Origin of the sequence: Bradyrhizobium sp. IC3123 (assembly GCF_020193625.1) — a bacterium.
GTDB lineage: Bacteria > Pseudomonadota > Alphaproteobacteria > Rhizobiales > Xanthobacteraceae > Bradyrhizobium > Bradyrhizobium yuanmingense.
Genome location: NZ_JADYVF010000013.1, coordinates 23,894 through 46,137, shown reverse-complemented (window position 1 = coordinate 46,137; position 22,244 = coordinate 23,894). Strand labels below are relative to the sequence as shown.

The 22,244-nt window shown below is 59.7% G+C and carries 20 protein-coding genes and 2 pseudogenes; 9 read left to right on the top strand and 13 right to left on the bottom strand.

What is annotated here, in order from left to right; translation table 11 throughout:
* Positions 1 to 10 precede the first annotated feature (10 nt).
* The 4 genes from I6F20_RS30680 to I6F20_RS30665 all read left to right on the top strand — a co-directional run bounded on the left by I6F20_RS30680 (position 11) and on the right by I6F20_RS30665 (position 3,267).
* A complete protein-coding gene (locus tag I6F20_RS30680; protein ID WP_225129288.1) occupies positions 11 to 454 on the top strand; it encodes a hypothetical protein in 444 nt (147 codons plus the stop codon).
* 248 nt (positions 455 to 702) lie between these two features.
* Positions 703 to 2,358, top strand: a complete 1,656-nt coding sequence (locus I6F20_RS30675) for a recombinase family protein (RefSeq protein WP_225129286.1) — start codon at positions 703 to 705, stop codon at positions 2,356 to 2,358.
* A 79-nt stretch (positions 2,359 to 2,437) separates the two neighbouring features.
* Positions 2,438 to 2,617, top strand: a complete 180-nt coding sequence (locus I6F20_RS30670) for a hypothetical protein (protein WP_109143084.1) — start codon at positions 2,438 to 2,440, stop codon at positions 2,615 to 2,617.
* Positions 2,618 to 3,060: 443 nt separating this feature from the next.
* Entirely contained in the window at positions 3,061 to 3,267 is a 207-nt protein-coding gene (locus tag I6F20_RS30665; protein WP_109143083.1) for a hypothetical protein, read from the top strand.
* Positions 3,268 to 3,920: 653 nt separating this feature from the next.
* Here I6F20_RS30665 and I6F20_RS30660 read toward each other — a convergent pair.
* Entirely contained in the window at positions 3,921 to 4,706 is a 786-nt protein-coding gene (locus I6F20_RS30660; protein WP_109143082.1) for an outer membrane protein, read from the bottom strand.
* 87 nt (positions 4,707 to 4,793) lie between these two features.
* Here I6F20_RS30660 and I6F20_RS30655 point away from each other — a divergent pair, with 87 nt between their 5' ends.
* Positions 4,794 to 5,405 (top strand): helix-turn-helix domain-containing transcriptional regulator, encoded by a 612-nt coding sequence (locus I6F20_RS30655; protein ID WP_225129284.1) that lies wholly within the window; start codon positions 4,794 to 4,796, stop codon positions 5,403 to 5,405.
* Positions 5,406 to 6,130: 725 nt separating this feature from the next.
* On the opposite strand, the gene I6F20_RS30650 is transcribed toward I6F20_RS30655, so the two are convergent.
* Positions 6,131 to 6,340 (bottom strand): hypothetical protein, encoded by a 210-nt coding sequence (locus tag I6F20_RS30650; RefSeq protein ID WP_225129282.1) that lies wholly within the window; start codon positions 6,338 to 6,340, stop codon positions 6,131 to 6,133.
* A gap of 815 nt (positions 6,341 to 7,155) precedes the next feature.
* Complete coding sequence (locus tag I6F20_RS30645) at positions 7,156 to 7,710, bottom strand: D-glycero-alpha-D-manno-heptose-1,7-bisphosphate 7-phosphatase (RefSeq protein WP_109143078.1); 555 nt, start codon at positions 7,708 to 7,710, stop codon at positions 7,156 to 7,158.
* Positions 7,711 to 8,179: 469 nt separating this feature from the next.
* Between I6F20_RS30645 and I6F20_RS30640 the strand changes: the two are divergent.
* The 3 genes and pseudogenes from I6F20_RS30640 (at position 8,180) to I6F20_RS30630 (ending at position 10,632) form a co-directional block, all read left to right on the top strand.
* A pseudogene (locus tag I6F20_RS30640) lies at positions 8,180 to 8,961 on the top strand (YqaJ viral recombinase family protein).
* Entirely contained in the window at positions 8,945 to 10,120 is a 1,176-nt protein-coding gene (locus I6F20_RS30635; RefSeq protein WP_225129280.1) for an ERF family protein, read from the top strand. The pseudogene I6F20_RS30640 and the gene I6F20_RS30635 overlap by 17 nt, the downstream one beginning before the upstream one ends.
* Complete coding sequence (locus tag I6F20_RS30630) at positions 10,117 to 10,632, top strand: hypothetical protein (protein WP_225129278.1); 516 nt, start codon at positions 10,117 to 10,119, stop codon at positions 10,630 to 10,632. The genes I6F20_RS30635 and I6F20_RS30630 overlap by 4 nt, the downstream gene beginning before the upstream one ends.
* Before the next feature lie 220 nt (positions 10,633 to 10,852).
* Here I6F20_RS30630 and I6F20_RS30625 read toward each other — a convergent pair whose 3' ends face one another.
* From I6F20_RS30625 to rfbG, 7 genes and pseudogenes are all read right to left on the bottom strand, one after another.
* Positions 10,853 to 11,986, bottom strand: a complete 1,134-nt coding sequence (locus I6F20_RS30625) for an acyltransferase family protein (protein ID WP_109143074.1) — start codon at positions 11,984 to 11,986, stop codon at positions 10,853 to 10,855.
* Positions 11,987 to 12,194: 208 nt separating this feature from the next.
* Positions 12,195 to 12,620 (bottom strand): annotated as a pseudogene (gene cpsB / locus I6F20_RS30620) (mannose-1-phosphate guanylyltransferase/mannose-6-phosphate isomerase); the annotation flags it as partial.
* Between the two features lie 296 nt (positions 12,621 to 12,916).
* On the bottom strand, positions 12,917 to 13,801 hold the full coding sequence (locus I6F20_RS30615; protein WP_158284379.1) for a glycosyltransferase family 2 protein: 885 nt from the start codon (positions 13,799 to 13,801) through the stop codon (positions 12,917 to 12,919).
* A gap of 64 nt (positions 13,802 to 13,865) precedes the next feature.
* Positions 13,866 to 14,657: a class I SAM-dependent methyltransferase gene (locus tag I6F20_RS30610; RefSeq protein WP_146207704.1), complete on the bottom strand. Its 792-nt coding sequence runs from the start codon at positions 14,655 to 14,657 to the stop codon at positions 13,866 to 13,868.
* Positions 14,658 to 14,699: 42 nt separating this feature from the next.
* Positions 14,700 to 15,677, bottom strand: coding sequence for an alpha-1,2-fucosyltransferase (locus I6F20_RS30605; protein WP_109143071.1), 978 nt, complete (start codon positions 15,675 to 15,677; stop codon positions 14,700 to 14,702).
* Positions 15,622 to 16,563, bottom strand: a complete 942-nt coding sequence (locus I6F20_RS30600; RefSeq protein ID WP_225129276.1) for an NAD-dependent epimerase/dehydratase family protein — start codon at positions 16,561 to 16,563, stop codon at positions 15,622 to 15,624. Before I6F20_RS30600 ends, I6F20_RS30605 begins: the two co-directional genes overlap by 56 nt.
* Complete coding sequence (gene rfbG / locus I6F20_RS30595; RefSeq protein WP_225129274.1) at positions 16,550 to 17,647, bottom strand: CDP-glucose 4,6-dehydratase; 1,098 nt, start codon at positions 17,645 to 17,647, stop codon at positions 16,550 to 16,552. The genes I6F20_RS30600 and rfbG overlap by 14 nt, the downstream gene beginning before the upstream one ends.
* Before the next feature lie 135 nt (positions 17,648 to 17,782).
* On the opposite strand from rfbG, the gene I6F20_RS30590 reads away from it, so the two are divergent.
* Positions 17,783 to 19,036, top strand: coding sequence for a polysaccharide biosynthesis protein (locus tag I6F20_RS30590; RefSeq protein WP_225129272.1), 1,254 nt, complete (start codon positions 17,783 to 17,785; stop codon positions 19,034 to 19,036).
* Here I6F20_RS30590 and I6F20_RS30585 read toward each other — a convergent pair.
* From I6F20_RS30585 to I6F20_RS30575, 3 genes are read right to left on the bottom strand one after another with little or no spacing between them, the layout of a single operon-like run.
* Positions 19,019 to 19,897, bottom strand: coding sequence for an NAD-dependent epimerase/dehydratase family protein (locus tag I6F20_RS30585; RefSeq protein WP_109143068.1), 879 nt, complete (start codon positions 19,895 to 19,897; stop codon positions 19,019 to 19,021). The genes I6F20_RS30590 and I6F20_RS30585 overlap by 18 nt on opposite strands.
* Positions 19,894 to 20,595 carry a nucleotidyltransferase family protein gene (locus tag I6F20_RS30580; protein WP_109143067.1) on the bottom strand — a complete coding sequence of 234 codons (702 nt, stop codon included), beginning with the start codon at positions 20,593 to 20,595 and terminating at the stop codon, positions 19,894 to 19,896. The genes I6F20_RS30585 and I6F20_RS30580 overlap by 4 nt, the downstream gene beginning before the upstream one ends.
* Positions 20,592 to 22,160 (bottom strand): glycosyltransferase family 4 protein, encoded by a 1,569-nt coding sequence (locus tag I6F20_RS30575; protein ID WP_109143066.1) that lies wholly within the window; start codon positions 22,158 to 22,160, stop codon positions 20,592 to 20,594. Before I6F20_RS30575 ends, I6F20_RS30580 begins: the two co-directional genes overlap by 4 nt.
* Positions 22,161 to 22,244: the final 84 nt, after the last annotated feature.

Genomic DNA, 22,244 nt, shown 5'->3' with positions numbered 1-22,244 from the left:
CAGGCCATCTTTGCGGACCTTGCGCCCCGGTCCGCCATCGAATGGCTGCTCGCCATCGACGTGGCCGAACTGTCCTGGGAAATCCTACGCTACCGCATGTTGCGGCACCGATTGCTCGAGACCTATCGCCAAAAGGCGATCGGAAGCGGCGCTGCGGCGCATCGACCTGGTCGGGATCGATCCCCACTTCGAGCCCCAGGCCGAATACTACACCCAGCAAAATGCGCTGAGCTGGCGCACTGACCCGATCGCTGCGACCGAGATCGAGGCGCGCCTTGCCGCCTACGGCTGCGATCAAGACGCCGTCACCACCGAAGTCTACATCCAGGCGCGCGAGGTCCTGGTGCTGTTCGAAGGCTTGCTCAACGCTCCACAAACCAAGCGCACGTTGCTGCTGCGCGAGATCAGGCATCAGCGCTTCGTCAGCGCACCGATGCGACGACCGTGCCTCTAAAGCAGATCGAGCTAGATCGTCAACCCACTGAAACCGCGGTAGAAGTAAGCAGTTCGGGAAGCGCTGCGCATGGCGCGTTGGCAGTGCGAGGCGGACCGGCTGTGTCTTGACCGGTTGATCACGCGGGCCAGAGCCACAAATGCCATTCGCAAGCGCAGCAATCCAACTCGTACAAGTGTTTGGATTCTTGAAGAGCGACAGAGCAAGCTGTTCTATGTATTGGTGGCTCGCGTCCGGATGAGGTGAAAATGAGTAATGCGCTCATCGTTCACAAAGCTCATCTGCCAAAATCGCTCCTCAGCGTACGGGCAGCGCAATATGTCCGTATGTCAACCGACCGGCAGCACTACTCGATCCAAAATCAGGCTGCCGTCATCGCCGCCTACGCCCACGCCCATCATCTGACGCTGGTCCGAACCTACAAGGACGAGGGCGAGAGCGGCCTGCTTATCAAGAACAGGACCGGGCTCCTCCAATTGCTTGAGGATGTCGAGAGAAACCAGGCCGACTTTGGTCACCTTCTGGTCTATGACGTAAGTCGATGGGGCCGTTTCCAGGACGTTGATGAAAGCGCGCACTATGAGTTCGTTTGTCGGCGCGCGGGCATCAAGGTCGCATATTGCGCTGAGCAATTCGAGAACGATGGAAGCATGCTCGCGAGCATCGTCAAAAACATCAAGCGCGTGATGGCTGCCGAGTATAGCCGCGAGCTGTCCGCGAAGGTCTACGCCGGTCAATGCCGCTTTGCGCGGCTGGGCTACAAGCCATGCGGACGTGCCGGCTATGCGCTTGTGCGGGAGCTCGTCGACGAGAAGATGCAAACCAGACGAGTGATGAAGAAGGGCGAGCGGAAGTACATCCTGACCGACCACATTCGTATCAGACCGGGCGACCCCATGGAAATCGCGGTCGTGAAGTGGATATTCCAACGGTTCTTGGAGGTTAAGTCGGAGACGGTCATCGCTTGGGAACTCAACCAAAAAAGGCTCGTCTCGAGTACCGGCGCGGCGTGGACCCGCGCCGCGGTTGGTACTGTTCTCAGAAACGAGAGCTATATCGGAAACCTCATCTTCAACCGGAAATCCCAAAAGCTCCGACAGGCCGCGGTGAGGAATCCGCCTGAGCAATGGATCAGATCCGAGGGCTGTATCGAGCCCATCATCGATCGCGAGGTCTTCTTCACCGCCAGAAGCATTATGGAGAACCGGCGCGTGGATCTTTCTGAGCAGGAGATGCTGGTTCGGTTGCGCAAAACTCTTCTCAAAGAAGGCCGCTTGACGCCGGCCATTATCGATCGAACTCCGGGATTGCCCTGCGCTGCGACCTGCCAGACCCATTTTGGCAATTTTCGGAATCTCTATCGGCTGCTCGGCTACACCCCGAAGCGGAATTACGAATTTCTCGACGCCCGTCCTTTCTGGTCCGAGCTCAGGGCAAAGCTCATCGAACAGGCCGCGGCTGCGATCAAGGCGGCCGGCGGACGCGTCAGTTCAGGCGGCTGGAGTCATTGCCTGCGCGTGAGCGGGTCGGTCTGTGTTTCCGTTAGGGCTGCTCGTTGGTCCCGTGGCCAAAAGCCGACCCATGCACCGTACTGGAGCATCGAGCGCGAGGCGTGCCTCCCCGATGGCTGGATCGCAGCTATCCGCCTCGCCGAGCACAATCAGACGGTGCTCGACTACGTATTGTTGCCGACCGATGGCAAAGTGAAACGCACGATCCGCTTTTCGGAGGCAGCGCGAGCGCGCCGAGGAATTGCGCGCTTTAAGACGGCCAATGGCCTCGTTCAAGCCATCACGAGGCGATTGACAAAAGCTGATCCTACTACCCACACGCTCCGAACGCGGGGGCGCCGGCGACCGAAAGCGATGCAATCTAGAACTAGAAAGATTCACCGACGACGCTGATACCCGACAGACCGTTATTTTGAGACCTTGTGCTCACCCTCGGCGTGAGCTTTGATGCGCGCATTTAGGATGTGCTATTATGAGCGTTAAGGCGATTGTCGCGAAAATCCTAAGAGACGAACTCACGTCCCTGGGCATCCGGTCTCTGACGGTCCAGGAGTCTGAGAGGATCGCGGCTCACATCTTCGAGCGGATCATTGACCTTGAATTGGAGCTTGAAGCTCGTGACTTCGCCTCCATGAGCCGCGATCGCGACTAGCCTTCTCGTGCTTTCGCGAGGTGCTACTGCCAGCCTGGCAAGAGCCACGAGCAGCCTGGCAAGAATTGAGGCGACTTGAGCCGGCCCGACCCCTCGTTGGTCAGTCGGCATGGAGATCACGCCAGAGACCAAAGAACGGCGTTGCAGGGGCTGGCTGCTGCTGGTCTCGAGCCGTAGACGGGGCACGGGCAAGCTAAAAAAGGGCAAGTACTCCCGTTAACGTCGGCTATCGCTGTGCTATGCTGAGGGGCGACTACGAACGTGGTCGCAATCTCAGTTAACTCCCGTCGGCTACCTAGCCGGCGGGGTTTTTCTATGGGCCTTAAGGGCGACGAGAGACGCCAGTTCAGATTGCGACATTAACTTGGTTTTAATACCCGTTGTACAGGGGCGCCGGGTCATGTAGACACGGCCTGTGTCCGCGTCAGTTGCGTTTAAGAGTCATGATTACGTACAAGCAGTACCACATCCAGCGATTTGAGCACGGCAACGCGCGTTGGATTGCCCGCGTTAGCCGGGCAGATGGTCAGAACATCCGCACCATCTTACCGGCCGCTGAGCACCCGTACCTTGATACGAAGCCGACCGCCTCCGCCGAGGAAGCCGAGGAACTTGCCAAGGAGGGCATCGACTTTGGCGGTATGGTTTAGGCAACTCTGCTAGAGTTCGCCTAACAACTGCACGCGAGATCGAGGGCCCCTTTAAAAAATGCTAGAGCCATGAAGAGAACTGAAGGGTCACTTCGGCAGAAGGCTCGATCGCTCGGGATTGGGTTAGGCCGCCACGATAGCCTCGAGCGAAATGCCGCTTAGCAGATGCGGCACTCGTTTCTGCGTCGTGTGTGTCCTCCGCCAAACATGGGCGAGGATCTAAAGGCTTCGATGCTCGCCTTACGAGCCGCGAATCGCTCGTTTTCTGTTGCACATGGACCAGGGATCGAGACCCGCGGCTCTGTAGACCCGAGCAACTAGAAGCCGGCATCGAGTCCCGGGCATGGTCGACAATAAAGCACATACGGGCGGCCGGCAGTGCAATGGACGCTCCTTGCGAGAACCGCAATCATTGCAGCGAATGCAGCCTGCGAAATCACGCCGACCACCCCGTCAGCGCGGGGTGTATCCACCGTTGAAGGCGGCACACGGCGTGAAAACCCTCAGCGCGGACACGACCTGCCCCCTTTAACGTGCATTTCCGTCACCGCTGTGCAGCGTAATTTTCCCGGAGGCCACCTCGAAGCAGGGGCGCCACCAAAAAAAAAAGCCCCGGCGATGCCGGGGCTTTGACGCTTGATCGTGGGATCAGATCAGTACTTCGCGACGACCGGACCGGTCCAGTTGAATCGATAGACCAGCGAGGTGCTGATAGTCTGAACCCACGGCTTGAACGAAAGGTTAGTCGCCGCCGGCACGTTGCCGACGTCCGACAGCGCATCGATGCTCTTCCGATCATAGTAAGCGGCGCGATACTCCGTCTTCATGAACCAACCGGGCGACTGGATGCCGAAGATGTTCAAATTGTTCTCCACGCCACCACCTACGAACCAGCCATGCCGGTTGAACGAGTCGGTGTGGAAACCAGTCGGAAGGCCAGTGAAACTGCCGAGCAAGGTCGAGCCGGACCAATGCGATCCGCTGTAACCGCCATTGACGTAAGAGAGAACGTTCGGAGCAATCAAATAACCAACACGGACACCAGCGGCCCAAGCAGTTTCCATCTTGAGCTTGCCGGTCACGGCGTTGAAGGGATCCTGAACGTTGCCCCTCAAACTGCCGAACTGACCGTCGGCGAACACACCGGCGACCCAGGTGCCGCTGAACTGCCAGTCGTAACCGGCGCCGACCGTGCCAAACCAGCCGTCGCCGCCCTGATTTTGGTGCAGGCTAAGTGCTGCACCCGTTGCTGCAACTTGAGAATACGTATCGGCGTCCCAGATGCCGCCGCCGCCACCGCCGAAGACGTAGAAGCCGGTCCAGTTGGCGACGGGCGCCGGCATCGGAGCCTTCGCATAAGGACGGGCCGCGAGGTCAGCCGCTGAGGCCGAACCGGTCATCGCCGCAACGGCGGCCAGCGCGAGCAAAGTCTTCTTCATTTTCAGGTCCCCAAAGTGCAAGCGGTCAATGTCCGATTGAGGTAATCTAGACGCATTCGCCAGAATTGCTGTAGCTCGGCGGCCACAGTGACGGACAAAGGCCCGGTGATGCTGGAGGATGATAGCCCAGATTTAAACGAATTGCTCCGCGACAACCCAGCGGGAATATCCTCTTATCTAACTGAAAACTTTGGAGAAAACGACCCAGGACGAGCGCGGGCAGCTCTTTATGTGGTTTTTGTCGCCCAAAATGTGCAGATGCTGGCGCGGGACGCCGGACTAAGGCGGGATGCTCTTTACAAAACATTTGGGGGCCGAATCGACCCTCAATTGAGCCGGGTTCTCAAGCTCCTAGCGGCCATGAACGTGGTACCCAGAGTGGCACCCGCACCAGGCGGCTCCGAGGCGATTGCGGCGCGCTTGACAGAAGCTTTCGGTCGAGAGGACCCTGCCGAGGCCATCCTTGGATTGAGCGAAGTCGTCAAATCCCAAAACGTGAGCGCTTTGGCCCTTAAACTGGGGGTCATGCGGACGACAGTGTACAAAACTTTCGGAGGAACCGTCGATCCGCAACTGAAACGTGTCCTAAACCTGTTCGGAGCTTTGCAAGTCAGATTGGCAGTCGAACCTGCGACACCACCAAAGATCAGGCCGAATCGCCCAAAGCGAGGTCGCCCACCAAAAGTGCAAGCGCCGTGAATCGATGAGTAACGAGAGAGAAGCTCATTAAACTTGGTTTAAACTTGGTTTGACCTGCACGGGAGGGCTGCTCGACTCAGTTAGGAACGACGGCTTCCGCTGCGGAATTGGTGACGCGCTGTGTTTTCGCAGAGCCCTGATCCGTGCTGGCCAGACGACATGGGAATTGAGATGATCCAAGCCGGGCTGGCTAATCAGATCGGGGATCGCCAAGTGCTGACCCTGCAGCAATGTCTCAAACTAGTGCTCCTCGCAACCCTTTAGCTTACGGACGACGGCGCAGCTATCAACGACCGTTGCGTCGTTCCGGGTCGGTTCAGACTCGCGGACATTAACTACCCATCAACACCCGTTATGCGGCAGGGCGGGGCAAGTAGATAGAGCCTGTGCCAGCGTCAGTTGCGTTCGAGCTTCTTGATTACGTACAAGCAGTATTACATCCAGCGGTTTGAGCACGGCCACAACCTCTGTGTTGCCCGCATCACACGTGCGGATGGTTAAAACATCCGAACCATCATGCCAGCCTCTGAGCATCCCTACCTCGATACTAAGCCCGCCGCTTTCGCCTAGGAAGCCGAGGAGCTTGCCAAGGAACACATCGACTTTGGCGGTATGGTCTAGGCGGCTCTTCTAGGGGTCGCCTCCCCCGTTGCCCACGAGATCGAGGGCCCTTATCGTTTCCCGACGGGCAATAGCCTTTTTTTGGGAAGCTATAACCTGGCTGCTCACAGCAGCATTCGCTTCCCAAGCCAAGCCAGCGCCGTCGAGCAAGCGGCCGAAAGCAATGCAGTCCAAAACCAGGAACGCCCACGGGCGGCGCTGATTGAGCGCAGGTACAGGAACGCTCCGAGAACCATTCCGTAATTCTTTCGGAATTCTCCGTTAAGCTTGGCTACTTCCGGCAGATCGGACAAAGACTTGCATTCGTCGGCCATTGGCTGGGCTCCATTTGCGCTGGACCAGCACCCTATGAACCACTGTTTTGCCCGACGACGCAAGTTCCATTTCTGTTTTTCGGTATGCTTAGCGAGACGGCCATTGGGGTCTTTTTCAGCCCTTCGCCGATCCGTACGCAACTAGCTCACTCGACAGCTCGGACTTGAATCGATCCAGCGAGGACCTTATCGACCGGCCGGGATCGACCGCCCGATGGCGAGGGCCCAATGGTAGTTTATGCCGCCTCCATGACGTCGAAATAAATCCAGCAGCGATGCACCGTCGATGGGGGCGATGTTCGCCGACGTACTACCTGCCCGTCGAGCCTCGCTTCTATGGACCTAGCCAGCTTGAGGTCCTCATCCGTTGCTCCACTTCATTCGTTTGAGCCCTCGCCGCTGCCGCGACAGGGCGGCCTTCTCGTAACGCTCCAAGCTCGACAGAAGTCTCATCTGCTTTGGTTCAGCGCTCTCTATAACGGCTAAGATCAGACCTAACCGAAGCATTCGCAGCCGCTCCTGTCGATTCCTGGCCTGAGCCAAATCTTGAAGTGCGAGCTCCATACCGGCGCCCTTGAACTCCTCCGCAAGAAGTGCATCGAACCCGGCGAAACTAGAACCTTCGGAATCGTCCCAACGAGAAAGACCATGCCGATAGGCGTTGCGGCTCGATATTGCCTTCCCACAACTTGTTTGCGGGCCGGTACTCTTCGTCGCGTTTGCGCGATTGGCTTCGATTTGTCTCCTTGTCGCCACCTTCCCTCCTTGATTTCGAGAATTAGCGATCGACCGATCTCGATCGCTAATCGACGGCGCTAATCCTCCGTTCCCGGGACGCCACGATGTTGATGAGGAAGATCGCGGGACCAAGCCGTCAACAGCGGCGCGATAAAGGTATGGAGGTTAGGCCCATCAAACAGATAGGCCGCGATGCCAGCCGCCCCCGCTGCGGCGAGGTCGCTCTGCTTGTCCCCGACCATGAAGCTTGCATCGAGATCCACTGGGTACCGTTCAAGCAGGGCTCTAATCATCCCCGGTTGCGGCTTGCGACAGTTGCAGAGGACACGGTATCTCTCAATCAGTCCATCGGGGTGATGTGGGCAGAACTCGAACGCATCGATATGCGCACCAACAACAGCAAGCTCACGCGACATCCATTCGTGCAGGTTGCGAACATGCCGCTCCTCGTAAAGGCCTCTCGCAACTCCTGATTGGTTCGTTACGACAAAGGCAAAGTACCCTGCCTCATTGACTGCTTTCACGGCTTGTTGGGCTCCTTCGACCCACCGGATCTTATCCGGATCAAACGCATAGCCGTCGTCCTCGTTGAGGACGCCATCACGATCAAAGAAAACTGCTGGACGTTTCAAAGCTCATTCACCCACGTCTGGAGCAATACTGCCGATCTTCCGACAATCACTGCTCCATTTCAACAAGTCCCGGGCGGACAAGACGCTCCTCTGCGCCCCGCGCCTTGCATTCAGCTGTTCGCTGTTGAAGCGTAGATTGGCTTCGTTTTGTCGCTTTGATGCTGCTCCGCCTCCCGTCACCCGCCCCAAACGCGTGAGAACGAGAGCCATTCTTGCCCCTAAAGGAAGCAACAATGTTGCTGCTGAAAGGACTGGCATTCTCGTGCAATTGGAGCGTTACTGAGTCGGCCGGGCGGCAACGCCGATTATAGCGCCGGTATCTCGCCTCGCGGACGCGGGGCTTCAGGCAGTGCGGCAGGTACAGCCGCTTGTTCTTGCGTAGGAGATACTGGTGACAACGGTTCAAACGAATGGTGCAGATGCGCCAAATCATATCATTAGGTTCAACCCGAACGACTGACGCCAATTCATCGGCGGTTCAGACGCCCGCATCATCATGGGGGATGACCAAGAGAGCCTCATCCGCCTTTGGCGCGAAAAGCGCGGCGAAGCAGAGCCTGAGGACCTCTCAGACAACTTGATCGTTCAGCTCGGCACCGTGACAGAGGTCCTGAACCGCGCCTGGTATCAGCGCGCAAGCGGTCACACCGTCAAAGACATCCAAAAGCGCGTCCGTCACCCCGTGCACAAATGGATGGCGGCAACGCTGGACGGGACCGTCGAGCAGACCGGCGCGGTCTTCGAAGCCAAGTTCATGCTGCCCTGGGCCTTTACCGAGGAAGCTGCAGCCGAGAAGCACATGGCCCAGCTGCAGCACAACATGTGGGTCACAGCCAGCCGCAACGCAGTCCTCTCGATCATCACCGGCGGCGGCAAGTGGGTGGAGATCAAAGTCCACGCCGATCCGCTGTATCAACATCTTCTGCTGACCGCCGAGAAGAAGTTCTGGCGCTGCGTCCAGAGCGGGGAGCCGCCCGCTCTGTTCAACATCGAGACGCCCGCCCGCGGCTGGAGGCTGTCAGAGTGGTCGACATGTCCACCTCCAACCAATGGGCAGAGCTGGCGGCCACTTACTTAAGAACCCGAGACGCGCACGGACAACATGAGTCAGCCAAGGCCGAGTTGAAGATCCTCATGCCGGAGGACGCCAAGGAAGCGACCCGTCACGGCATCAAGGCCAAGCGCTCTAAGTCCGGCGCGGTCAGCTTCGAAGCCCAGCCGGCGGAGGGACCCCATGCATCGGTCCAGTGAGCGCATTGGGACTATCGCCGCCGCCCTGGCGCGGGCCCAGGCCGAGCTGACGAACCCCGAGAAGACCCTGACCGCCGTGATCCGGTCGCCCTTCCCGCGTAAGGATGATCGAAGCTTCCGGTATGCTTCCCTGGCCTCCGGCCTGGATATCGTCCGCAAGACGTTAAGTCAGCAGGAAATCGCGACCATGCAGACCACCCGGATCGAGCAGATCACCGGTCAGATCCATCTCACCACCCTGCTCGCCCACGCCTCCGGAGAATGGATCTCCTCAGACCTTCCGGTCTGCGCCTCAAAGGATGTTGAAGCACCGCACCGGATGGGCGCAGCACTGACATATGCCCGCCGGTATGCCCTGTTCGCCTTGGTCGGGATCGCCGGGGAGGACGATTTGGATGCGCCTGATGTCATGACGGGGTCTCCGGCGGCGCGCGACCCTGAGACCCTGCCAGGACCGAAAGGAAAGCCACCTGGACGCGTCCTGAACCGGCCGCCGATGTTGGCTCCCGAACGCTCCGCGGAACTTCTCGATCGGCTCTTGGGCGAGCTTGCTCTTCAGGAGGGCGGCGAGGAGCTGCTTGCCTGGGCCAAGATCAGCCTCCCGCTCAAGAACACCCTCCTGGAGGCAGACGGTCGCTTGCTTGAGGCCGCCTACCAGAAGAGGTTCGAGCGAGCCGCCCTTCCCAATATCAATTTGGCAAATCAGCATCCTATGTCAGAGGCTGGACGACTTCCACTTGAGGAACATCCTTCGCAGATCTCCGGCGACACTGACGCACCTGCCTGTCCCGGAGAGCAGACCGGTCTTGCCTTCCCGAAGGAGCCGCCTCGGCGACGGAGCAAGGATCACCTCGCTTTTATTCGCAGCCAGGGCTGTCTGGTCTGTCAGAAGACACCTGCTGATGCTCATCACCTGAAGTTCGCTCAGCCGCGCACCTTGGGTCGCAAAGTCAGCGACGAGTTCACGGTGCCACTTTGCCGATGGCATCATCAGTCCCTACACCGACACGGAGACGAAAGAGCCTGGTGGACCAACCTGCAAATTTCGCCGTTGCCGATCGAAAAGCAGCTTTGGGATGGCAGTCCCGTCCATCTGGCGAACGGAGCACCAGTTGCTGCGCCGCCTCCGCGCCCGCTTTCAGAGGCGCTAGGTCAATGAATGGTCCTGTCAACCTTCCTCAACCACAGTCGGCCAGCCTCTTGCCCCCTCAGTTCGCGGCGCTGTGTCCTACGCCGCAACTTCTGCCTGGAGAGAACATCGACCACTACCTGGCTCTTCAAGCCGTCATCTTCCGCGACCTCGATCCTCGATCTGCCATCGAGTGGCTGCTCGCGATCGACATCGCAGAACTCTCCTGGGAGATGCAACGCTACCGGATTCTGCGGCATAGGCTCCTGAGCACCTATCGCCAAAAGGCAATCGAGATGACCCTTCGCCGCATTGATGTGGCAGGCATTGCCCCGGATTTCCAGGATGTAGCCGAAATCTACACCATCGGTAATGCCCTGGACTGGCAACTGGATGCTTCCGCGGCGCTCGATATCGAGGCGCGTCTCCGATCGTACGGCTTCGATCAACACGCTATCAGCATGGAGGTCTACGTTCAGGCGCGAGAGGTCCTCGCCCTGTTTGAATCGCTCCTGAACGGAGCACAGCTTCGTCTCGACTGATGTTGCTGAGGGAGATGAACAACATACGGCGTTCGCAAACACCAGACATTGCCAATGCTGCTCGGCCCAATGGTCCGCGACGCGGATTGACCTCCGCGAACAGCTCTTGGTAAGTGGACTTGCATGGACTCGCGCGGGAGCAGACAAGCAGGTATTCATCACGGACATGAGAGGTCGCGGCTCTTGGCGATGGAGCATGCTGACCGCCGGTCGGCTTTCTTCACGGCGCAGCACGCCCAATCGGCCTCGCATCAACCGCGACGGGAGCATGATCGGCAAGACGCGAACCTTGCGACAATAGGCTTTGCCGCTGGCCAAAGAAGATCCAGGCGGTCCATGAATTCAGTCTCAGCACCGTCGAGACCGCCAGGCTGTACAATGTCGGAGCGATGATCGGAGGCCACGTTCCGAGAAAATGAAAATGGATGGCATAGATATCCAGGGATCGCTGGCCAAGAAACACCAGCGAGCGCTCCAGGAAGGCTGGCAAGCGGTGATAGATAATTCCTGCAAGATCGACGAATGCCAGAGTACCGGCCATGGCGACGATCATGAGGTAGATGCTATTGATCGACCGCGGATGCCCCCAGGAAGGCGGGAAATAAGCGACGAGCGATGACACGTCGGTGCGGTGCCAGAAGGGAACAAGCGCCAGGAAAATCACGTAGGGAAGCGGACGAAGAACAGCCCGCAAACCGCGCGAAAGCCCGATCTGGTAAACGAGGCCGGCGGCAACGTAGGGAAAGTGCAGCCGCGCAAGATAAAGACCAAGCCCGCTGGGAAGACAACGGCTGGCGTAGTTCACAAGGACAGTTGCAACGATGAAGGCAAGAGCCTGGGTCCTATGGTCGTCCCAGGAGATGGACCAGTTTTCCGGACACAAGCGACGGAACGCAACCACGAGCAGGCCTGCCGCCGTCAAGCCAATGCTGCATTGGAAAAGAGCCGGCAGAAACCACAGCCCATTGTCCGGATATTGGATGACCTTGACCATGTAGGAGACAAAGTCACCCGAAGGATTCAGCGCGTAGCTGACAACAGCCCAGGTGAAGAACGGAATGAGAAGACGCTGCGCCTTCTTCCAGAGGTCAAGGCCAAAGACGGAAACATCGATTTGCGCGGTGCCGTGCCGTTCGAGGACTTGCCGCTTGAAGAAAAACGCTGCCGTCATGCCCGACGCGAACATGAACATGGGCATGTGGAATGCGTAGATGAATTTGAACGGCCAGTAGTCGTCAAAATCCGGCGTCGCGCCTTGGAACGTATGACCGGCCACTACGGTGAGGATCGCAAAACCCTTCAGGCAGTCGAGAAATCCATCGCGAACCGCGGGTTGCGGCAATCTATCGGACATGCAGCCTCTTTGGAAACCAAGCGCAGCATAACAGCAACATTCGGAAAAGTATGCTGCGGGTTTCCAAAAGGAGCAAGCCGGACAAAAGACCCAAAGCGCGATGGAGGTTCAAAGCACTTTCTTCGCCTCCTTGATTCGATTTCGTCGGCTTTGGGCCAGCGAACGGTATTCCAAGATAACGACCCGCGAATCCCACTTCCCGAGCGGCGTAGTCGTCCTCGATGCGGATGCTGTCGTCCTCGCCGAGATAGCTGCCGGTCTGGACCTCGATCAGTTCCAGCATGATCTTGCAAGGAACGATGCGCGGCGCCCATCGGGGTATAGATCGATTCGTTCTCGTGCACGGTTTTGCTCGTTGACGGTGACACGCGCAGCGCCCACACCACGATCCAGTGCCCGGAGCGATGATAGTGCTTCTGCAGCGACAGCCGCTGGCCCGGCTCGACGATGATGCGCTTGACCTGATGGCGTGCTCGTTGTCGACCGACTGGTAGCTGCTTCAGGGCCGGTGCACCTTGAGATGATCGACGGTGACGCGCGGCGCCACGCTCTTGAGTTTTGCCACAAGCCGCTTCAGGCCGTTGGCGTCCCTCTGCCGCGAAACCAGCGCGGCGTCCGGGGTCGCCACTCGAACATGGCGTTCAAATCGGGCCTGTTGGCAGCATCGATCGGATTCGGGACCGTGATGATGAAAAAGTCGGCAAGCGGGAGCTTGGCGTTGTCGCTAGTCAAACCAACGTCGCGCGTAAGGTCGGAAGCCTCGACTTAACGGTCCGGTGCTGCCTCGCCTGAAGTTCCCGGACCCTTGCGGCATCGATTCGAACCCGATCACCGCGGCTGGTCTGGACTTCAGCGCAGAGAAAGCGTCAGGCCATATCGAGGTAGCTCACGCCGTAGAGGACTGATCGCGCGCCGACGTAGGTCGACCCGCTATGCCGCGCATGGACCGGGATTTCCGGCGAGGTTCGTGGGCACCAGGAGCACCTGTCGCAGCTCACGCCACTGAGGCGCAATCGCCGGCGAAATCGGCCTCAACCGACGAAGTTGCATGGATCGGTTCAGGCCGGTGCTTACGGTCGCAATATCGACCGCCGCCTTAACGATGTGGTTTGTCATTCCTGCGAGCACCGGCAGGACTTCGCGGGTCGCAAGCCCATGGCGCCAGAGCGATCCCATTAAGGTCAGACGGCCGGTAATCAGTTTGCTCAGCATGAGATGATCCTGGCGATAGGCGAGCAGCACGGCATCGACGGCGCCTAGCCTGGAGTGTCGGAAGCTGCGTAGCAGGAGATCCTGGTCTTCCGCATAGCCAATGCTGGAATCGTATGGGTTGTCTCTGAACCAGGTCGCGCGCCCGCACCAGGTAGGGTGCGGAAACGGAAAGCCGGCAAAAGGCCGCGCCACGATGTCCTGATGAACACGACCGACCGGCAACTCGCCGACGAGCTCACCCGCGCTGGTGAAGACCACGGCGCCGCAGCTGATAAGATCGAGCCTGGGATCCTCGCGCAACCTCGCAGCCTGCCGGGACAGACGATCCGGGAAGCAGATATCGTCAGCGTCCATCCGAGCAATGAACTCGCCGCGGCTGAGTGTGACCGCCTGATTCAGTCGGACCGCAAGGCACGACCTGCTCGCCTCACGGACCAACCGAATGCGCGGATCGTTGAAGCCGGCGACGATGGCGCCGCTCTGATCGGAGGAACCGTTGTCGATCACGATCAGCTCGAAATCCGCAAGCGTCTGCTGTAGCACCGAGCGCACGGCCGCCCCCACGGTCGCGGCGCTGTTGCACATCGACATGATGACGGACACGAGAGGCGGCCGATCCAGGCTGCTCATATTTAGGCAGGCGATCGCAGCAGTTTTTGCGCTGGCATCACATCGTGGCCAACAGCGTCATGCCCGGCAGCCCGAGGCCTGATTTGATGACGCGGAAGCGCGAGGGGAATCTTTCCATGATCTCCTCGACGGCGCGTGCTGGCCCGATATTGTAGTTCGATTCGGCGGATTGAAAGAATGTGTCATGCGCCAGCGCGCTCGCATCAGGTACGGCCGAAAATATCTCGTTGAGCTCGTCACGAACGGATTCATAGGCGTGATCGCCGTCGACGAAGAACAGGGGTCGCCGCGGCCGGCCGAGCCTCTCCCACTGATCGAGCGCCACCTTTACGCCGTTGCCGCGATGCAGATGAACCTTGTCGATGCCTCGGACCAGGCGGCCGTGTTCCTGACCGGGATGCTCGACATGCGCGACATCAGGCGGCAGATCGATGGAATGAATTTCATAGCCCAGCTCGAAAGCCTGATCGCATTCATAGAAGATCCGGGCGGAGACCCCGATGTGTGTTCCCCAGTCGAACACCACCGACGGTTTGAGGCGGCATGCCGCGGCCGTCATGAGCAGCAATTCATTTAGAGGGTACGGGTGCGTGCCAACCACTGGTACGATCTTCTCCAAAAGAAAGCTCGAGAGCGTCCAGAGATCGACCTCGAATTCGGACGCCGTGGAATTGCGGACCGGATCGGGCCAGGAGGGCGCGATTTCAGTTGTTGCAGTCCGACCCGGAACAGAAGCCCGCAACGCGGGCTCCAGCTCCGCTGTTGCATTGGCCGCTTTCTTGTCTTTCCGACCCAGGCTGCGGATGATCGAGCGAGCTGTCAGTTGCACGATAATCTCCTTGTAGAGTTTGCTGGCTTCCCTCGCAAATGATCAGACCAATATCCAGCCGACCGGGTAAAGATCAGCCGTATTGACTTTCCTCAATTCATTTGGCGCGAACCACGCCCGCGGCGCAATGACGACCTTGTCCTGCGCGTCGTTGAGCCAGGCGCCCCACCAACTGAAGGAGCTGTTTGCTATGATATGATGCCGGCAACGTGCCATCAGCGCCATGTCTTCCCAGGGCCGCTCCGGATCGCCGCGGACGTGAACGACGCGCGATTTCGGTACGAAATTCAGGATCTGTTCCGCCGCGACAGGATCATCGGAGAATACGAAAAGCTCCGTCCCCCCGCCGATCTCTCCTTCGAGGCGGCCGAGCGCCTCGCTGTAGTAGGGCTCCCCCAGAATGCCGTGGAATTCGGCCGTACCAGGATTGAGATAATCGCCGCGCCGGACATGCACCGATATCGGCAGCCGGCTGGCTTCGATGCGCGAAAGCACGTCGGCGGCTGCGCCGCCGAACGGCTCGCGGGGAGAATACCAGCCACGCAAGCTCTTCGTGATCGAGCCAAAATAGCGCTCGCTCTGGAAATAGCCGAACAGCGAGGTCTGCGGCCCGAGCGCCTCGAACGCAGAGTCGTAGTGGAAATGCGGCTCGCGATATTCATGCGGCAACGGCGCAAGCTTCGGCAGGCCGGCCCGCCCGAGCAGCCGATCGATCCGCCCCTTCCATTTGACGCGCGTAAAATTTTTATCGGGCTGCGGCATAATTTCGGCTTGCGCCGACGAGGCGACAGCCTCCGGCACAAGCAGGCGGTCCAGCAGAAACGAGCGGAGCGCATAATTGCGGAATCCGCTAAGGTCGAGGGCAAGAGGGACGCCATGACGCTCCGCAAGCGCCTTGCCGGCCGCATATTGGAACATCTGGTTACCCAGCCCGCCGATGAGAGATACACTAATCACTTGGCACCTATTCCGCTGACTGGGCGCGGCAAAGCACGGCGACCGCAGCACGTACGCCTTCATCAAGCCCGACCGAAGGCTGCCAGCCGAGTTCCGAACGAAGCAAATCTGGCGAGCCGACGAGCCAAGGCTCGTCGTCCCTACGCATGTTGATTGCACCGAAACCAAGCAGGGACGCATCCGCGCCCATCGCCGCCGCGACGCGCTCGGCGAAATCTCGCACCGAATGGGCGCGACCAGTAGAAACGTTCCAGGTCGCGATGCCACCTTTGTCGCGACAATGCGAATCGGCCCGAAGCATGGCCTCGATAACGTCGTCAATGTACACGAAGTCGAGGATCTGCGTGCCGGCCGATATGGCAACCCGCTCGCGTTTCGTCAGGCCGCTAACGAGCGCCGGCAGAAGCCTATGAGGTGCTTCACCCGCACCATAGACCTTGAAGAGACGTAACAGCCGGAAATCGGTGCCGTTGCTTTTGGCGATCGCGCTTGCCATGAGTCCGCCGGCCGCCTTCGATGAACCATAGAGCTTGCCCTGCTCTAGGGGCGAATCTTCCGTAAGCGGTTCCTGGGTCGATGGACTTCGATACTCCGAAAAGGTGCCCGCCATGATCATCCGCGCACGCCATTCCGTACAAAGCCGTACTAGGGTCGCCGGTAGCTCCACATTGATACGAATCATCTCATCGATGTCGCGGTGGTTCGGTCGGACACCATAAGCCGCAAGATGGAAGACCGTGTCGAAGGGCGCATGAAGCAGCCGCCGCAAGCCCCTCTCGGTGAAATCGTCGCAGGCAATGACGCTGATCCGGTCGTCCCATTCCGGCGGCAGCGCGCTCGATGATCTCGCCAAAACCGTGACGCGCCTGCCTTCCGACAGCAGGCGAGCGACGAGATGAGCCCCAATAAAGCCCGAGGCGCCAGTGACGAGGACGTTAACGGTCGGCATGATTCCTCAAGGCGTTACGATAGTGTTCGATTTGCCGATCGGTGATTTGCGCAGCGTCTGCTGGATTGGCTGTAAAATCGCGATACCAGCCAGCGGTGAGTTCGATCGTATCCTTAAAGGATAAAGGGGGCGCCCAACCCAGCAGGCTTCGAGCCTTGGTGCTGTCGAGATGGAGGAAGCGTGTTTCGGGGAAACTGCCGGGCGCGTAGGCAATTTCCGGCGCTGTCCAGCTAGCACTGAGCTGTTCGACCAAATCCCGAACTGTCCGGGCGGCCTCATCGCTCGGACCGAAGTTCCAGTTGTCCGCGGCCAAGCGGTCGCCGCCCAACAGCCGAGCCGCGAGCACCAGATAGCCATGGACCAGCGCCATCACATGCTGCCACGGACGCACCGCCTCCGGGTTGCGCAGCGAGATCGGCTGGCGCTTCGTCACGGCGCGAACGAAGTCCGGAACGATCCGGTTGGCCGACCAATCGCCGCCGCCGATGATATTGCCGCCGCGGGCGTTAGCGATGAGCACGCCATTGCCGCGCTCGGCCAGCGTCGCGCGGTAGGAGGCTGCAACCAGCTCGGCGCAGGCCTTGGAGGCGCTGTAGGGATCCTTGCCGCCGAGCGGATCCTGCTCGCGATAGCCCCACACCCAGTCCTGGTCGCGATAGACCTTGTCGGTGGTGATGCAAACGACGCACTTGACGTCCGGCGTGAGTCGCGCCGCCTCTAGCACATGCGCGGTGCCGAGCGCGTTGGTGGCGAAAGCCTCGATCGGGTCCGCAAAGGATTTCGAGACCAGCGGCTGCGCCGCGAGGTGAATGACGACCTGCGGCCGATGCCGTGCAATCGCGTCGCGCACCGTGGCGAAATCGCGGATATCGCCGATGGTCGAAGAGATCCCGTCTGCGATGTTTGCCGCCACGAACAGGCTGGGCTCGGTCGCAGGTTCAAGCGCAAGCCCCGCGACATCGCAGCCGATGCGCTTCAGCCAGCTGACGAGCCAGCCGCCGGTGAAGCCGCTGTGTCCGGTCACGAATACACGCGCTCCCCGCAATACGAGCTCGAAGTCAAGCAGAGGGGATTCAGGGCTCATGGCACTCATTTACGACCTTGCAGAATGGACACCGATCACCTTAAAGAGAGCACGGGATGACGAAAAAGTTGCGAATGGGAGATTGCCCGAGCCGGGATTCCGACCTGCCCCCCTTTAGCAAGAATGGGATATGCTATGAAAGCCTTCTCAGGCAACGGTTTGATGGACATGGGATCCCTGTTCTTTGATCCCGCTCTGAGCCGTCTGACGACAGGTCGGACGACCTCGCTTTTTGCCGAGGACGTCAAAGCGCGCGATGCCCAGCTGAGGGCGGCGATCGCCGACCGACGCATCCTGGTCACCGGCGGCGCCGGAAGCATCGGCAGTGCCACGCTCGAGCTGCTGTTCCCTTACGGCCCTGCCGCCGTTCATGTCATCGACCTTGCCGAAAACGGCCTTGTCGAACTGGTCCGCGACTTCCGCTCGCGCCCGCAGTCGCTGGTCAGCGGCGAATTCCGCCTGCTGCCGATCGACTATGGCAGCGCCGCGACCGAGCGGCTGCTGCAGTCGGAGCCGGCTTACGATCTCGTTCTGCACTTTGCCGCCCACAAGCATGTTCGCTCCGAGAAGGACGTTCCATCCGTCATTCAGATGCTCGATACAAACGTGATCAAGATGCATCGTTTCACCAAATGGCTGCAGAAGTACGGCCACGGAAAGCGCTATTTTGCGGTGTCCACCGACAAGGCAGCAAATCCGACAAGCCTGATGGGCGCCAGCAAGCGTCTCATGGAGCACGTGCTGTTTTCGATCGGCGCCAATAGCTCCTCGGTCACCTCGACGCGGTTTGCCAATGTCGCCTTTTCCAACGGCAGCCTGCTGCAGGGCTTTCTCTACCGACTGGCTCGCCGCCAACCGTTGGCCGTGCCTCGCGAGGTACGCCGTTACTTTGTCAGCCCTAGGGAAGCGGCAGAGATTTGTCTGTTGACCGCCGGCGCCGCCGAAGCTGGACACATCACCTTTCCCCGCCTCGATCCGAACGAGCATTTGCGGCCGCTGGTCGACATCGCCGTGTCCTTACTCCAGGAACTCGGTTTGCAGCCTGCGTTCTACGAGCACGAAGCGGAAGCATGCGCTGCAACGGAGGCCGAGCTGAAACGCGGCTCCTATCCCGTTCTGCTGACGCCGCTCGATACCAGCGGTGAGAAGTCGTATGAAGAATTCGTGGCGGTCGACGAGACGCCGGCACCGACCAAATTCGCGGCGCTGAGCGCGTTGCGATATGTGCCCGCCCCGGTTCCCCTTGAGCCGGCCCTAGCGTTTCTCGACGAGATCGCAGCGGACGCCAGCATGAAGTTGGAGAAATCGGAGATCGCGCGCCACGTCGCGTCGGTCGTACCCGGCTTCAAACACATCGAAACCGGTCGCAGCCTAGACGACCGCACCTGAACCGCCACGAGCTTTCGCGTGAGTAACCACGTCACGGAGCCCGTCCCGGAGCGTGATCGACGGCGACCAACCGGCTGCATCCCGAATCGCGGTGATATCGGCGATCACGTCCGGTATGTCGTTGACACGCCGGTTGCCGCGACTGACGAAGGGCTTGCTGACATTGGCGGCGCTGCGCACCATCTCCGCCACTTCCGCAACCGAATAGGATTCCCCCGAGCCGATATTGAAGGTGCCCCCGAGTTTGGGGCTCCTGCGTAGGCTTTCGATCGCGCCGATGACGTCGTCGAGATGAACATAGTCTCGCCTCGGCGTATCGTCCTCCACCACGATGGCGGCGACGTCCGGATCGATCGCCTGCTCCACAATGTGCGGAATGAGAAAACTCGCCGATTGTCCCGGGCCGTAAATATTGAAAGGACGCACGATCATCACGGGCATCTGCAGGCATTCGAAAAAGAAACGGCAGGCTTCTTCGGCAGCGCACTTCGATAATGCATATGGATTGTTCGGCTTCAACGGCGCGGTTTCCGATATCGGCAGGCTTTCCGGAATGCCGTAGCAATAGCCGCTCACATGGATCAGCTTGGCCTGAGTTCGACGGCAATATTCCAGAACGTTGACCGTCCCGAGCGCGTTGACACGGTAAAAATCCGCCGGCTCGCTCCATGACGCCGGCACATAGGTTCGGCCCGCGAGGTGAATGACCCAATCAACCGAGACGTCGGGAAAAGATCCGGCCGCCACATCAAGGATCTCGCGTCCCGGTGCCAATACGTCGACGCCCGCGTCTTTCAGGAACCGAACGAGGCTGCGGCCGACGAAGCCGCTGCCGCCCGTCACCAGCACACGGTCGGTCATAGGAAGCGCTTCCGGTCCTTTTCGAACTCGATGGTGGCGCGTTCGTAGTCGTCCGGTCGGCCGATATCGAGCCAGTAGCCGTCATGTCTTTTGACATTGACGGGCTCGCCGGTCACGATGAGTTTGAGCATCAGTTGATCGAACCCGAAGGGGCCGGTCGGCGGGATATGATCAAGCACGCGCCGGTTGACGCCATAGATGCCCATGCTGACGAGTTGGGGCAGCTTCGGTTTCTCCCTGAATTCCACCAGGCGTTCACCCTCGACGCCAAGAACGCCATAGTCCAGGACCTGGTCTCGACGGGAGGCGCCGATGGTGAAGATCGCGCCGGATGCGACGTGATCTGCAAGAAATGTCGACAGGTTCAGATCGCTCAACACGTCGGCGTTGATGACTAGAAAATTGTCCGGAAGATCACTGATCAGTCGGAGCGGCGCGATCGTACCCAAAGGCTCATTTTCCAGCGAATAGCGAAGCTTCAGCCCCCATCGCTCGCCGGTTCCGAAATAGGCCTTGATCAGATCGCCCATGTGATTGATTGCAAGCGTCGCGCCATCGTAGCCGGCATTCGCCAGTTTGCGAATCACGATCTCCACGATCGGCGTGTCCACCAGCGGGACCAGCGGCTTCGGAAGCGTCAGGGTATACGGCCGGAGGCGGGTGCCCCGACCGCCGGCCAGGATAACTGCGTGTTTCATGCTACGCTCGAGATTGGCTGCCCCGGCGGATCCAGCGATGGCTGATCCGGGGACTGCAGGTCAGTGATACGGACATCGGGCGGCTTGCCCGAAAGAATGTCCTCATAGTACCCGGCAACGACCTGCCAGGTGAAGTGCTTGCGCCACCGCTCCCGTCCCGTCGTCCCCAAGCGGGCAAGCACGTCCGGTTTGCGCATGCAATCTGCCATCGCCTTGGCGAGGTTTCGCGGATCGACGCGCGTATAACCGAGAGTATCCTTGGTGGCTTCACAAAGTAACCCGCTCCCAGTCCAGCGTACGATCTCGTCGGCATTGCCGACTGGAACCGTCAGGAATGGCGTTCCGGCCGCGGCCGCTTCGTACAGCACCAGCGGTGAATATTCGATTCGCGAAGCGAACACGAAGAGATCGGCAGCCATGTAGGCCTGAATCAACTCCAAGCGCGTCAGATCGGTCAGGATCGCACGCTTGAGCGGCTGCGCGGAGGCCCTCTTGGCGATGCTCTCGATGCTCGCGAGGGGCGCAGGTGGCGGCGGCGCGCCCATGGCGGCTGTGTGCGTGCCGTCAGGTTGCATTTTGGGCTGCATATCGGAACAAGGGGCCACGCCGACGGGCGCGCGCCTGCCAAGCTTGCGCAGAACAAGTCGCTTGATGCCAGGCCATCCTTCGACCTGCGCGATATGACTGACGCGCCGGACGGCAGCATCGACAAAGCGGGCGACATAACCCAGCCGCGAGTTGACCAGACGGATGACGATAGCGTGGCGCAATCTTTCCAGCGCCCGCCGGACTAGCCGTTGCAACCCGGACCAGCCTTCGCGCCTGATCACGGCGACCGCACGCGCAGCAAGGGTCATGGCAAAGCGAACGGCGGCCTTCACGTGCCGAAGATATCCGGACTCAATGGCGGGCCATCCCGCGATCGACAGCAAAACCGCCGATCGTCCGCCTGTATCCAGGTGCAGGAACGCCTCGACGACGTCGCGATGGCCCTTGGCCTCGATCGGATTGCCGACGGTCAGGAAGAGGAACGCATCTTCCGGTATCGCCATCCGCTGCCGAAACTCGGGATCTGCTTCCCGCTCGAAATCGGCCTCGCTGATACCGTTGGGCAGCACCGTGAAATTGGTCAGGCCGATCCTTCGGACGAAATCGATGTCGCGATATCTTTCGGCGTTGAAGACGAGATGATCGAACTTCCTGAGGATGTCCGGAAGCGCTCTGAAATAGTCCGCGAAATCGGGCTCGTAAAGACCCGAAAAGCCGCAAGGAATGAACACCTTGCGCGCCTTAATGTCGTCCAACACGGGCCACAGCGCATCAAAGCTCCATTGCTGCGCGGCCATGATCAGGATCGCGTCCATGGGGAACGTCCTGACGAACTCGCGATACGCCTCGATCTCGCCGCTTAGGCCATAGACGGACTTTCCGCCGGCGACGAACGCGCGAATCCTGACGCCGTTGACGACCTTCGATCGCCTGTCCGGATGCATACTTGTGGCCACCGTGACGTCATGGCCCCGTGCGGCCATGCGTTCGGCGATCTGCCGCATGACCTCCTGCACGCCGCCTCGGTGTGGCGGATAGGATTCACAGCAAAGCAGGAGGCGCAATCAATGTTCCTTCATTATGCGCAACGACGATTTGTC

Coding starts and splice junctions, on each gene's coding strand:
- I6F20_RS30675 (WP_225129286.1), top strand. CDS start 703: ATGAGTAATGCGCTCATCGTTCACAAAGCTCATCTGCCAAAATCGCTC.
- I6F20_RS30670 (WP_109143084.1), top strand. CDS start 2,438: ATGAGCGTTAAGGCGATTGTCGCGAAAATCCTAAGAGACGAACTCACG.
- I6F20_RS30665 (WP_109143083.1), top strand. CDS start 3,061: ATGATTACGTACAAGCAGTACCACATCCAGCGATTTGAGCACGGCAAC.
- I6F20_RS30660 (WP_109143082.1), bottom strand. CDS start 4,706: ATGAAGAAGACTTTGCTCGCGCTGGCCGCCGTTGCGGCGATGACCGGT.
- I6F20_RS30650 (WP_225129282.1), bottom strand. CDS start 6,340: ATGGCCGACGAATGCAAGTCTTTGTCCGATCTGCCGGAAGTAGCCAAG.
- I6F20_RS30635 (WP_225129280.1), top strand. CDS start 8,945: ATGCATCGGTCCAGTGAGCGCATTGGGACTATCGCCGCCGCCCTGGCG.
- I6F20_RS30630 (WP_225129278.1), top strand. CDS start 10,117: ATGAATGGTCCTGTCAACCTTCCTCAACCACAGTCGGCCAGCCTCTTG.
- I6F20_RS30625 (WP_109143074.1), bottom strand. CDS start 11,986: ATGTCCGATAGATTGCCGCAACCCGCGGTTCGCGATGGATTTCTCGAC.
- I6F20_RS30605 (WP_109143071.1), bottom strand. CDS start 15,677: ATGAAGGCGTACGTGCTGCGGTCGCCGTGCTTTGCCGCGCCCAGTCAG.
- I6F20_RS30600 (WP_225129276.1), bottom strand. CDS start 16,563: ATGCCGACCGTTAACGTCCTCGTCACTGGCGCCTCGGGCTTTATTGGG.
- rfbG (WP_225129274.1), bottom strand. CDS start 17,647: ATGAGCCCTGAATCCCCTCTGCTTGACTTCGAGCTCGTATTGCGGGGA.
- I6F20_RS30590 (WP_225129272.1), top strand. CDS start 17,783: ATGAAAGCCTTCTCAGGCAACGGTTTGATGGACATGGGATCCCTGTTC.
- I6F20_RS30585 (WP_109143068.1), bottom strand. CDS start 19,897: ATGACCGACCGTGTGCTGGTGACGGGCGGCAGCGGCTTCGTCGGCCGC.
- I6F20_RS30580 (WP_109143067.1), bottom strand. CDS start 20,595: ATGAAACACGCAGTTATCCTGGCCGGCGGTCGGGGCACCCGCCTCCGG.